Raw genomic sequence first — 11,523 nt, forward strand, 5'->3', positions numbered from 1 at the left:
TTTAGTAGGCTTAAACGGTCCGCCACTGCACTGCGTTGGGTGTGCGCAGCGTGCTGGCGCAGCTTACGACCGGGAAGCGGATCAAAGCAAGCAGTTGCGCCTAAGATAACAAACGATCGTTCGATATCGTTGGCCAAGAGGCCAAGCTCGGCTATACACATCGGCTCGCGGCGCAGGTGACCAGGCGAACGAGTGGAGCAGTTTACTTTCCGCTTAGTCCCGCTGTTTTCCGAGCGTCTCAGTCAGTTCCGGAATTACCTGATACAAATCTGCGACCAGGCCATAATCGGCGACCTGGAAGATCGGTGCGGCCTCATCCTTGTTGATGGCGACGAACACCTTGGAGTCCTTCATGCCGGCCAGATGCTGGATCGCGCCGGAGATGCCGACCGCGACGTAGAGTTCCGGGGCCACCACCTTACCGGTCTGACCGACCTGCCAGTCGTTCGGCGCATAGCCGGCATCAACCGCGGCGCGCGAGGCGCCGACGCCGGCGCCGAGCTTGTCGGCCAGCGGCTCGATGTATTTGGCGAAGTTCTCGCGGCTCTGCATGGCACGGCCGCCCGAGACGATGATCTTGGCCGAGGTCAGTTCCGGACGCTCGCTCTTGGCGACTTCCTCGCCGACAAAGGTCGACAGGCCCGGATCGGCAGCCGACGCGGCGTTCTCGATCGCGGCGCTGCCGCCTTCGCCGGCGGCGGCGAAGGTCGAGGTGCGGACCGTGATCACCTTCTTGGCGTCCTTCGACTTCACGGTCTGGATTGCGTTGCCGGCATAGATCGGCCGCTCATAGGTGTCGGGTGCGACGACCTTGATGATCTCCGAGACCTGCATGACGTCGAGCAGGGCTGCGACGCGCGGCATCACGTTCTTGAAGCGCGAGGTCGCGGGCGCGACGAACGCGTCGTAGCCCGGCGCCAGCGCGACGATCAGGGCCGCCAGCGGCTCGGCAAGGTCGTGCTCATAGGCGGGGCCTTCGGCCAGCAGCACCTTGCTGACGCCGGCGAGCTTGGCGGCCGCTTCCGCCGCCGCCTTGGTGCCCTGGCCGCCACCGGCAACCAGCACATGGACATCGCCGCCGAGCTGGCTCGCCGCGGTCAGCGCCTTGTTGGTCGAATCCTTCAGGGTCTCGTGGTCGTGTTCAGCAATCAACAGCGTCGTCATCAGAGAGCCCCGGCTTCGGTCTTGAGCTTGTTCACGAGTTCGGCGACGTCCTTGACCTTGACGCCGGCCTTGCGGCCCGCCGGATGTTGGGCAGCGACGCATACCGCGGCTCGTTGAGGCGGAGGTCTGTGGTGACGATCGCCGGCCCTTTCAGCTTCACCGTCTGCAGGCCGCCATCGACTTCGCGGGTCACCTTGAAGTCGCTTCCATCGACTTGAAGCTTGGAGGCGAAGGTCGCCTGCGACCAGCCGAGCAGCGCGGCCAGCATCTGGCCGGTCTGATTGCTGTCGTCGTCGATCGCCTGCTTGCCCATGACAACAAGGCCGGGCTTCTCCGCCTCGATCACCGACTTCAGGATCTTGGCAACCGCCAGCGGCTCGACATTGCCTTCTGCCTTGACCAGGATGCCGCGGTCGGCACCCATGGCGAGACCGGTGCGGATGGTTTCCGAGGCCTGCGCCGGTCCGATCGACACCACCACCACCTCGGTCGCCTTGCCGGCTTCCTTGAGCCGCAGCGCTTCCTCGACGGCGATTTCGTCGAACGGGTTCATCGACATCTTGACGTTGGCGAGCTCCACGCCCGTCCCGTCACTCTTGACGCGGACCTTGACGTTGTAATCGACCACTCTTTTAATCGGTACCAGGACCTTCATCGTCTAATCTTGCCTCAATAAACGAACGCTCGACCGCGGCGTACTCGGTGGAACCACACCAGTTTCTCTTCCTCTGAGCTCGGTCTTTGTCGGAGTTACGCATCCACCCTCAGCGTGGTGAAGCCCTGACAGTATCGATTCCGCCGGCCCCTTCAGCTCTGCCGCGAACTATGTTCCATCCTCTACGCTCTCACGAAGACGCGTATCCCGCCAGACGGTCCGCCGCCTCCTACGCGAATAGTTCACGAGCGATCACGAGGCGCTGAATCTCGCTCGTTCCTTCAAGGATACGAAGCACTCTCGCCTCGCCCAGGAGGCCAGACACCTCGTACTCGTCGAATACGCCATAGCCGCCATGTACCTGTAGAGCGATATCAGCCACTTCACTCGCCATTTCGGTGGCAAAAAGCTTGGCCATCGATGTCTCAAGTCGGAAAGGCCGTCCTGCATCCGCCAAACAGGCGGCGTTGCGTATCATAAGCTCAGCCGCATGGATCTTCGTTAACCCGTCAGCTAGAGGGAAAGTTAGTCCTTGGTGATCGAATATCGGTGTCCCGCCCACTTTGCGTCCCGCCCCATAGACTTTGGCAAGATCCATGGCCTTTCGGGCCAGACCAAGTCCCGAGGCCCCCACCAAAATTCGACCGAGGCTCAACGTCGTCAGTATTTGCTTCAATCCATCGCCGCGGTTGCCGACCATATTCGACTTCGGCACGCGACATTCATCGAGAAACAGTTCAACTGAATCTGCAATCCGCCAGCCAATTTTTCGACCCGGCTTGCCAACCTTGAACCCTGGCGAACCGACTGGAACGACAAACGTCGACAGCCCTTTGGGACCCAATTCTGGATCAGTGACCGCCACGAAGGTCGACGCGCCATGCAGAGGCGTGCCCGCGTTCGTGGAAAACACTTTAGAACCGGATAACACGAAAGAGCCACCATCTTCCACAGCCCGCGTCTTAATGCTCGCTACATCCGAGCCGCCGCTGGGTTCGGTAACGCCGAATGACGCAATGAAGTCGCCACGGCACAATGGCTCCAGCCACTTCCGCTTTAGCTCGTCAGAGCCATAGCGCGCGATCACGCTCATCGGCGCACTGTTGCAAAGGTATATCGCAGCGAAGCCGGGTTCTACTCGCGCCAACACTTCGGCAACGATTGCCGAACCACGCGCGCCAAGCCCGCCACCACCGAAGTCAGGATCGTAGGCCGTCCCCATGAAGCCGAGTGACAAGAACTCCTTCACCAACTCAGTTGGGAAATCGTGTCGGTCCACAAAGGCTTTGATCTTCGGACGGATTGATCCCGAAGCAAATTGTTCGAGGCTTTCTTTGAGAAGCGTCTCATCTTCGCTGAGGTCGAGCAGCATCGATCCGGTCCTTTGGTTTTAGATATTGGCACTCACCGACTTCGGAACTTATCGAGGGTCGCTTGGGCGGCCCTTTCCCGGCAGTTATCCAGGAAAAGACGATTGGCCTCGAAGTCCATCGCTTCGGCATCCTGCATCAGATAGTTTGAAAAGAAGCGCTTGGTGGCTGCGACGGCAGGTCGGGGCAGTAGGGCAAGTTTATTGGCCACACCGATGGCGGTCGAAAGCGCCTCGCCATCTCCGCAGCAATAGTCCACCGCGCCGAAAACCCGCGCGTCCTCTGCAGTCAGCGGCTCGAGGCAAAAACAAAGATGGCGGGCCTTAATCAAGCCCACTCGAGCTACCAGGGACTTGATCCCCCAAGGAGTAAGCCACCCGTGCGGGACTTCTGGCAAACTCCACTTTGACCCGCGCGCGGCGACGACGACGTCGCAGCACGTGGCGAGCGTAAATCCGCCGCCAATTGCGAATCCTTCAACGGCAGCGACAACCGGCTTGCTGATGTATCCTATGAGGCGGCCCAAATCGCCGCATTCTTGCTCGAAGCGACCCATGGCCTCGAGTCCCAGTGCTCCGATGAACTTCAAATCGCTGCCTGCGCAAAAGCCTGGAAGTGCGCCGACCAGAACGATCGCTTCAACATTGTCGTCTCGGTCCAATTCCAAAAGCGCCGCTCTCGTCTCATCGACGAGATCCTGGTTCATCGAATTGCGACTCGCAGGCCTGAGCAGTGTGACCACTGCGACCGCGTCTCGCTTCTCAATTCCAACAACTTTGTGCTTTTCATCCATGAGCGGCCTGCCGATACTCGTCACGCGCCGAGGTACATCTGCTTGACCTCAGATGTCTCCGCGAGTTGCTTTGCTTGACCCGAGGTTACGATGCTGCCCGATTGAAGAACGTAGGCGCGGTCGGCACATCCCAGCGCCATTGCGGCATTTTGTTCCGCCAGCAAGATCGTAAGCCCTTCGCTAGCTAGCTTGCGGATGATTTGCCCAAGTTCCTCGATGATGATGGGCGCGAGACCCAGCGTGGGCTCGTCGAGCAGCATCAACTTCGGACGCGACATCAACCCCCGACCGATCGCCAGCATCTGCTGCTCGCCCCCAGACATCGATCCAGCTCGCTGGGTGCTTCGCTCACGCAAGCGCGGAAACATGGAAAAGATGCGCTCGATATCCCCATCCACCCTGTCTCGATCGGGACGATGGTACGCGCCCATCAAAAAGGTTTTCGTAGAACGACGATCGTGGAAAGATCTGGCGGCCTTCCGGGACGAGCACCAGGCCACCCCTCACGCCGAGCATGTCTCACTCCCTGATGCGCTTGTATTATCTCAGTGACGTACTACTGATATCTTACTCAAGTCAAGGCGAATACAGCTCGGCTGAGGTCGGGAAAGATGAAGGCCGCGATGGCCGAATTGGACGGGTCAGGAGCACTGACAAACAACAAAGTGGTATAGAATTGGCGTTGCTCGGTTGACTCGGCGCTACCGAGTTCTTCAATACGATTTCCACGCACTGGAAAGGCTTAGATGTCGGATGGCTAGGAAACCTGCGATCGATCCAACGACGGAGTCCCTGGCCGATGCCGCGCATCGACGCATCGAGGAGATGATCGTCACGCTGCAGCTTCCTCCCGGGAGCCGCTGGTCTGAAGAAGGACTAGCCGACAAGATCGGAATAGGTCGCACCCCGGTCCGCGAAGCGGTAAAGCGCCTGCAAGCGGATTATCTCGTCAGCATATTGCCGCGACATGGTCTGATGATCACCGAGATCAATCTCCACGAGCAACTACTTGTAATTGACTTCCGCAAGGAACTCGAGCTTTTCATTACGGCGAGAGCGGCGCGGAGAATCATGGCCGGTGATCGGGAGCGGCTCCTTGCAGCGGCGAACCAGATCGACGCGGCCGGCAAGCAAGGGAATGTGGCGCATTATCTTCGCGAAGTTTTCAAAGCCAATCAGCTCCTCGCGAAAGCGGCCGGCAATCCTTTTGCGGCTAGGTCGATCTCACCTCTCCACGCGATGTCCCGTCGTTTCTACTATAAGTATGAGTCCGAGCTGCAGAATCTCGAAGCCATGGGCAAACTGCACGCCGAGCGTGCGCGTGCCGTTGCTCGGCAAGACGAGCGAAAGGCGCTTGGCCACGCGATGGATCTGATGGACAAGATTGAGAGTTACACCCGCAGAATTTTCGAGTTGGGCATAGGAACGCGTGTAGCCTGATTTGAGCGGGGGCCGGCAGCTTTAGCCGACCTCCGCGCGAGCGGGGGCGTCCAAGAAGAATTCCCGATCCATGAGCTTAAGATCATCCGCCACCTTCCATGGGGCGAATTCCATCTGACCAAGTACGTCTTTTCGAACGTCGATCCCTGGTGCAACTTCCGTAAGGACCAAGCCCTCGGCTGCAACCTCGAACACCGCTCGCTCGGTGATCAAGCTGGCGGTCTGGCCGCGTATTACGCCAGCGATCACGGAATAGGTGATCTGTTCGGTCTTTTCTACGAACTTGCGCACCTTGCCTTCTTTGACGATTCGAAGCTTGCCCCCTCCGAATGCGACGTCGAGCCCGCCGGTGGTAAAGGTGCCCGCAAATACCAGTCGCTCTGCGCTTTCCGCGATATCGATGAACCCGCCGGCGCCGGGATTGGCGACACCGAACTTGGACACGTTGACGAGACCGCTCTGGTCGAATTGCGCAAAGGACAGAGCTGCGAATCGGCACAGGCCGCCATCGATGGCGTCAAACTGGTAGGTCCCGTCCATGATGGCATCCGGATTGAGGTTAGCGGAGAACTGCCAACCCGACATTACGATGCCGCCATAAGAGCCATGCTCGGTCGTGAACCAGTAGTCCCTAAGGCGCCCGTCTTCGAACATCCCCTTTTCGGCCATCACCAGTGGGACGTCGGTCGCTGCGCCAAAGCCAAAGATCGACAATTCCCGCTTACGAACCTCCTTCGCTGCCCGCAACGCAACAACCTTGTCGGCCGTCATCGGTATCGGCGGAAGTTGCGACAAAGGAAGCCGTGTCCCAGCGAAATACGCTGGCTCAAATTTTACATCGGTTGTCATCATCATCGAGGGATCGACCACCACCGCGTCGACGAATAATCCAGGAACCCTCACCTCGGAAGCGGGCCGCGTCCCATAGGGTACGGCTCGACGAACCTGGGCGATGACACGACCGCCGTGCGCCTTTGCCGCCAGGATAAGGGCGATACTGGACGAGACCAGCGCCTCGCTTTCGAACGAAAGATTGCCTTCCTCGTCCGCAGAGGAAGCGCAAACAAAGACCGTGTCGAGCCTCCAAGAGGGATAGAACAGATATGGCTGTCCTTCAAAGTCAATCCGGCGAACCAAATCGTCACGCGCACGCTCGGTGAACCTGCCGCCACCATTTTGAGGATCGATGTACGTTCCGAGCCCGATCCGCGTCATATAGCCGGGGCCGCGACGCGCAACTTCGCGCAGCCAGTGCATGGTTGCCCCGATCGGCCATGAATAGGCCTCGACCTTATTTTCGCGGATCAAGCGCATGAGTTCTGGACGTCTGCCCGTCGCCGGGTCAACAGGATTGACGTAGGATCCAGAAACGATGCGCTTCATTAATCCTTCTTGCGCGACGTGATCCATACCCTTGATACCCTGAGCATCGCCCGTTCCGACAGGGAAATAGAACGTCAAATCCTTCGGACTTGCCGTCTCGCGAAAACGATCCCCTAGTGCCTTGAGCAGCGCGTCCGGCGTCAACCAGCCGATCACACCAACGCACCCAACCGTGGATCCACCCGGAATAGAAGCGACCGCGGTCGCAGCATCGACAATTTTGCTCACGCTTTCACCTTGAAACGTTCGAAGGTCTTCACAGAACTGGGGGATTCGCAGTTCGCTGCGAATTCCCTAGACGCGACTTCATCTAGACGCTCTGCGCCGGCCATGATGAATGGTTCGAAGAATCGCTTGGTTGAGGCAATTGCCTTCAGCGGTACCACAGCGAGGCCGTTAGCTACACCGATCGCATGATCGAGGGCAGTACCGGGCTCGACCACATCGTCGACGAGGCCGATGCGGACCGCGTCAACGCCGTCGATCGGCGAGGTGCCCCAAGTTAGTCGGCGCGCCCGGACGGCACCGACCCTAGCAATCAGCGCCGTCAGTCCCCAGGGAGGTAACCAGCCGTTCGGCGCCTCCGGTAAATGCCAACGAGCCGTCGATGAACTGACGACAATGTCGCAGGATGCTGCAAGGATAAATCCGCCGCCAAGAGCATATCCCTCCACTGCGGCGATGACCGGCTTCGCTCGATAGCCGATCGCTCTCGCAAATCTAGCGGTCTCTGCTTCATGCCTGCACATATCCGCGATAGATAGGCCGGCCAACTCCTTCAAACCGCTGCCAGCGCAGAATGCCGGCGGCGCGCCTGCCAGTACGATCGCCTTCACCCGATCATTGCGCTCGGCGCCAGTAAGCGCATCGCCGAGTTGCCTCATCAACTGCGACCCCAACGCATTGCGACGTTCAGGGCGATTGATCGCAACGAGCGCGACTGCCCCCCTCAACTCTGATTGGATCATTTCGCGATTTGTCCTTCAATCAATCTGCGCACCGTCCGCGTTCAGCAGCGTCCGGACGTCCTTGCCGTCGATTGCACGAGGCGCAAGGTTTTCACGTACTGCGACAGCGGCAGCGAGCCCTATTGCGTGCCCATACGAGAAACATTGCGCAGTTACGCGCGCCGAGGCCACCGCCTCGTGCTCTGCCGACAAGCATCGACCCGCGACCAGTAACCCCTCGCCGCGTTCGGGCACGAAGCATCCGTACGGAACCTCGTAATAGTCGTTCAGCAGCCATTCAACCCTGGGCTTGTCGCCCGTATGCAGTTCGAGCGGCCAAGGCGAAACGGCGACGCCGTCCGAGAATTTTGCACCACGCACAACGTCGGCGTTTGAAAGCCTCGTAACGCCAGACACCTGACGGGTCTGCCTCACGCCGACTTGCACTCCAGTGTCGCTCAAGAATGCCGCTTCGCAACCGACGAGATTGTCCCGGAAGAATCGCGCATATTCACGGGCCTGCAGACGACCTTCAATTTCCGCGTCAGTGAAATCCTGATAGAATAGCGTATTGAGTTCCCGACCGTCCGGGCCAATAACGCGCGTGCAGTTGCAAAGTAGTTCGGCAGGATGAGTGGTCGGAAATAGCCAGATCTTGGCACGCGGCAACCGGTAGTCACCGGCGTTGTGCTTGGCCCGGATCAGCGCCGAGACCTTTTCGGGCATGATGGTGTTCACGCCGTATTCGCCGATAAACCGTTCGACGTCTACGCCCATCATTCTGAAGATCATCGTCGGATTCTGAACCGAGCCGTTGTCGCCAATGAAATTCGGAAGTCCGGCCATCGCTACGACATCGGCATCACCGCTGGCGTCGATGACGACCTTCGCGCGCGCGTCGACCGGTCCCTGCTTCGTCCAGACGCCAATTCCTTCGATTTTTTCTCCGTCCAGTCGCACAGCCTGCGCATGCGCATGAAAAATGACGTTGACGCCAGCCTCGCGAAGCATCGCATCGGCAACCTCGCGCCAGACGATTGGATCGTGGACGCGAGCCCACGTCTTGCCATAGAGCAACGGATCACCGAGCCCACCCTTCGCCGCTAGCCGTTGGCAAAATTCGTCGGCGAAGCCGAACACGATCTGCTTGGGACCTGCCGCGACATTGTTGGTCGCTTCGTACAGCCCACAGACCGTGCCGGAGAGACCGGCGACCGCGCCCCCACCGCAGAATCCGTAGCGCTCTATGAGAGTCACACTGAGACCTTTACGCGCCGCAGATACCGCTGCGGCGACACCGGCCGCACCGCCTCCGACAACCACAACATCGCTATCGAGCCGAGTGGAACCGCGCGCGTCCAAGCGACAACCTCCCTGGTCGTACATTAGTGATGTATTACTGATGTCCGTCATGGAACGCAAGCACAAGTTCAAGATTTGCGCTAATCTCGCGAACTTGCAGGCCCTTGCTCTCCGACGGTGATGTCAAGGGATTTTCATTTGGAAGCAGAAAAAGTCAACGAGCTTCAGCAGATTGATGGCCTTTCGGCAGACTGCCCGATCTGGAGATTTCTCGCGTAAGCAGCTTCCGGAGAACAGCAGCGAACAAGCATAGCGCAGCGTGCATTAGCAGGGATGAGGGCTTGATGAGATACCGAATCCGTTAGCTGTCGAGGGCCGATCAGCTAGGTGAAATGAGATACACCCGTAGCTCAATTGGATAGAGCGCCCCCCTCCGAAAAGGGAGGCCACACGTTCAAATCGTGTCGGGTGTGCCATCGTTCTCGATGGCAAGTGAACCAAGTTCTTTCCTCGAACGCATCGGGGCTTTGCAGACCGCAAGCTCAGCCATGCGTTCTAATCGAATGACGTTGGAACTGCGACGAGCTCGCGGGAAGAGAGAGCTTTTGATCTCTCTCGGAACGCAGCCCGCAGAGCGCGGTAGCGCGCCCACGGGTCCTGACATATGGCAGGACGAGCCGTTCAGTAGATCGCGTAAACTTTCCGGATGGTCTTCGTCACATCCCACCGGCCGGTCCAACCAGGGGGAAGAACGACTAGATCACCCGCCGTGATGGTGTAGGCCGTGCCGGTGATTTCGTCGGTGATTGTTGCGGTGCCTGACAGGATGAATGCCACCTCGGTGTCTGGGCGATTGTTGACGGGCCAGCCTCCGGGTTGGCATTCCCAGATGCCGATGTTTCCGCTTGCGTTCGGAGCAATCCTCAAGAGGCGGAGCTGAGGGTCGCCTTTGTCCGCTCCGGGCCGTCGACCCGCCGGCGGGAGATGGCCGGAAGCGACATCGGTGCTCTTGATAAAGGTCATTGCGGTCATTTCAGGTCCCTTTCGTATCTGCGACGTCGTCAGTGTGCGCCGGTCAATGACTCGAGCACATGGGCTATTCGGGAGGGGCGCTCCGCCAGACGCTCCTCGGCGTCTCCGATGGCCGCGGCATAGAGCCCGAGATTCACGCCAAGCCAGCGAAAGGGCTCAGGCTCCCACTGCGGCGACCGATGATTGACAATAGGCAATTGGTTGATCTCGTCTTCACGCTCTAGGATGAGATTCCGGAGGACGCGCGCCGCAAGGTTGCTAGTCGCGACACCGTCTCCAACGTATTGACCTGCCCATGCGACACCGTTGGTACGATCAAGTCCGACGGACGGATGCCAATCGCGCGGAACTCCAAGCGCACCGCCCCATCGATGGGTGACACGGATCCCGCTGAGGCGGGGAAAAAACTCGATCATCGCGGCTTGGATTTTCTCGTGCACGGCATCCACGGTGTCGTACTTAGACGAGATCCTCGAGCCGAAGTGATAAGGTGCACCCCTGCCTCCGAAGACAAGCCGCCCGTCCGCCGTCACTTGCGAGTAGGTCCGCAGATGGCGCATATCATTGAAGGCGATACGATGATCGAGCTTCAACTCGGTTCGCAGATGTTGCGGCAGAGGTTCGGTGGCGAGCACCAGCGAGTACAGCGGAATGAGGGCGCGACGGTACTCCTTGAATTGCGTCGTGAATCCCTCCGTCGCGCGAACGACGATACGAGCCTGAACTTTGCCACCGGGGGTGATGACGCCGCCTTTGCAAAAGCTGGTTGCCGAGGTGTTCTCGTATATGCGGGCGCCGAGAGCCTCGACGATGCGCGCGAGGCCGCGAACGAGAAGGCCAGGATGAACGACAGCGCAATGTTCGGTGTACAGCCCACCGACGCATCCCTCGGCTACTACCAACGCCGAAGCCTCCTGCGCATTTAAGAGCCGCCACTGATGCGGAAGGCCAAAGGCCTGGGACGCTTGGAGGGCGGCGCGGGCGCGACTAAGTTGCGCAGGCGACCTCGCCAACGACACAAAGCCTTGCTTGGAATATTTCGCGTCAATGCCCTCGTCGCGCAGAACGCGACCGATCTCGTCAACTGTTTCGTTCATGGCTGCCTGAAGTGCGAGCGCTGCGGCGTGCGAGGAGGACTTGACCAAGTGCTGCAGCGAAAGCGGGAAAATTGCGGATGCCCAGCCCCCGTTGCGGCCAGACGCGCCGTACCCGGCATACTCTCGCTCAATGACGATCACGCGCAGGCTCGGCTCAGCCTTCAACAGGTAATATGCGGTCCAGAGACCCGTATAGCCTGCGCCGACAATCGCGACATCGGCGTCGATATCGGAGTCCAGCGCCTTTCGACGCTCAGCATCTTCGTGCCAAAGGGGGACGTTCGGCAGACAGGTTAGGGCTTGATTAACCGCCATTTTAGAAATCCGCATTTGAGGCTTG

Annotated in this window: 10 protein-coding genes, 1 tRNA gene and 1 pseudogene; 2 read left to right on the top strand and 10 right to left on the bottom strand. The window is 59.3% G+C overall.

Annotated features, from left to right (window positions below; translation table 11 throughout):
- Window positions 1-213 precede the first annotated feature (213 nt).
- The 5 genes and pseudogenes from IVA98_RS09060 to IVA98_RS09080 all read right to left on the bottom strand — a co-directional run bounded on the left by IVA98_RS09060 (window position 214) and on the right by IVA98_RS09080 (window position 4,380).
- Complete coding sequence (locus IVA98_RS09060; RefSeq protein ID WP_247354693.1) at window positions 214-1,164, bottom strand: electron transfer flavoprotein subunit alpha/FixB family protein; 951 nt, start codon at window positions 1,162-1,164, stop codon at window positions 214-216.
- Window positions 1,164-1,819: pseudogene (locus IVA98_RS09065) on the bottom strand (electron transfer flavoprotein subunit beta/FixA family protein). Before IVA98_RS09065 ends, IVA98_RS09060 begins: the two are co-directional and overlap by 1 nt.
- A 229-nt stretch (window positions 1,820-2,048) precedes the next feature.
- A complete protein-coding gene (locus tag IVA98_RS09070; RefSeq protein WP_247354694.1) occupies window positions 2,049-3,191 on the bottom strand; it encodes an acyl-CoA dehydrogenase family protein in 1,143 nt (380 codons plus the stop codon).
- 32 nt (window positions 3,192-3,223) lie between these two features.
- A complete protein-coding gene (locus IVA98_RS09075) occupies window positions 3,224-3,982 on the bottom strand; it encodes an enoyl-CoA hydratase/isomerase family protein (RefSeq protein ID WP_247354695.1) in 759 nt (252 codons plus the stop codon).
- 20 nt (window positions 3,983-4,002) lie between these two features.
- Window positions 4,003-4,380 (bottom strand): ABC transporter ATP-binding protein, encoded by a 378-nt coding sequence (locus tag IVA98_RS09080; RefSeq protein WP_247354696.1) that lies wholly within the window; start codon window positions 4,378-4,380, stop codon window positions 4,003-4,005.
- 355 nt (window positions 4,381-4,735) lie between these two features.
- On the opposite strand from IVA98_RS09080, the gene IVA98_RS09085 reads away from it, so the two are divergent.
- A complete protein-coding gene (locus IVA98_RS09085) occupies window positions 4,736-5,422 on the top strand; it encodes a GntR family transcriptional regulator (RefSeq protein ID WP_247354697.1) in 687 nt (228 codons plus the stop codon).
- Window positions 5,423-5,443: 21 nt separating this feature from the next.
- Here IVA98_RS09085 and IVA98_RS09090 read toward each other — a convergent pair whose 3' ends face one another.
- Genes IVA98_RS09090 through IVA98_RS09100 form a run of 3 tightly spaced genes read right to left on the bottom strand, consistent with a single transcriptional unit; the run spans window position 5,444 to window position 9,114 of the window.
- Complete coding sequence (locus IVA98_RS09090; RefSeq protein WP_247354698.1) at window positions 5,444-7,033, bottom strand: acyl CoA:acetate/3-ketoacid CoA transferase; 1,590 nt, start codon at window positions 7,031-7,033, stop codon at window positions 5,444-5,446.
- Window positions 7,030-7,773 carry an enoyl-CoA hydratase/isomerase family protein gene (locus IVA98_RS09095; RefSeq protein WP_247354699.1) on the bottom strand — a complete coding sequence of 248 codons (744 nt, stop codon included), beginning with the start codon at window positions 7,771-7,773 and terminating at the stop codon, window positions 7,030-7,032. Before IVA98_RS09095 ends, IVA98_RS09090 begins: the two co-directional genes overlap by 4 nt.
- A gap of 15 nt (window positions 7,774-7,788) precedes the next feature.
- Window positions 7,789-9,114 carry an FAD-dependent oxidoreductase gene (locus IVA98_RS09100; RefSeq protein WP_247354700.1) on the bottom strand — a complete coding sequence of 442 codons (1,326 nt, stop codon included), beginning with the start codon at window positions 9,112-9,114 and terminating at the stop codon, window positions 7,789-7,791.
- Window positions 9,115-9,453: 339 nt separating this feature from the next.
- Between IVA98_RS09100 and IVA98_RS09105 the strand changes: the two genes are divergently transcribed.
- Window positions 9,454-9,530 (top strand) — tRNA-Arg (locus IVA98_RS09105).
- Between the two features lie 205 nt (window positions 9,531-9,735).
- Here the strand turns inward: IVA98_RS09105 and IVA98_RS09110 are convergent.
- Both IVA98_RS09110 and IVA98_RS09115 read right to left on the bottom strand, forming a co-directional pair.
- On the bottom strand, window positions 9,736-10,086 hold the full coding sequence (locus IVA98_RS09110; RefSeq protein WP_247354701.1) for a cupin domain-containing protein: 351 nt from the start codon (window positions 10,084-10,086) through the stop codon (window positions 9,736-9,738).
- Between the two features lie 29 nt (window positions 10,087-10,115).
- The gene (locus IVA98_RS09115) at window positions 10,116-11,498 is read right to left on the bottom strand and encodes an NAD(P)/FAD-dependent oxidoreductase (protein ID WP_247354702.1); all 1,383 of its coding nucleotides are present in this window, start codon (window positions 11,496-11,498) and stop codon (window positions 10,116-10,118) included.
- Window positions 11,499-11,523: the final 25 nt, after the last annotated feature.

Origin of the sequence: Bradyrhizobium sp. 160, assembly GCF_023073735.1 — a bacterium.
GTDB lineage: Bacteria > Pseudomonadota > Alphaproteobacteria > Rhizobiales > Xanthobacteraceae > Bradyrhizobium.

What these genes read in the sequence shown, in the direction of transcription:
- IVA98_RS09095 (WP_247354699.1), bottom strand. Translation starts at nt 7,773, where the DNA reads ATGATCCAATCAGAGTTGAGGGGGGCAGTCGCGCTCGTTGCGATCAAT.
- IVA98_RS09070 (WP_247354694.1), bottom strand. Translation starts at nt 3,191, where the DNA reads ATGCTGCTCGACCTCAGCGAAGATGAGACGCTTCTCAAAGAAAGCCTC.
- IVA98_RS09060 (WP_247354693.1), bottom strand. Translation starts at nt 1,164, where the DNA reads ATGACGACGCTGTTGATTGCTGAACACGACCACGAGACCCTGAAGGAT.
- IVA98_RS09110 (WP_247354701.1), bottom strand. Translation starts at nt 10,086, where the DNA reads ATGACCGCAATGACCTTTATCAAGAGCACCGATGTCGCTTCCGGCCAT.
- IVA98_RS09075 (WP_247354695.1), bottom strand. Translation starts at nt 3,982, where the DNA reads ATGGATGAAAAGCACAAAGTTGTTGGAATTGAGAAGCGAGACGCGGTC.
- IVA98_RS09115 (WP_247354702.1), bottom strand. Translation starts at nt 11,498, where the DNA reads ATGGCGGTTAATCAAGCCCTAACCTGTCTGCCGAACGTCCCCCTTTGG.
- IVA98_RS09085 (WP_247354697.1), top strand. Translation starts at nt 4,736, where the DNA reads ATGGCTAGGAAACCTGCGATCGATCCAACGACGGAGTCCCTGGCCGAT.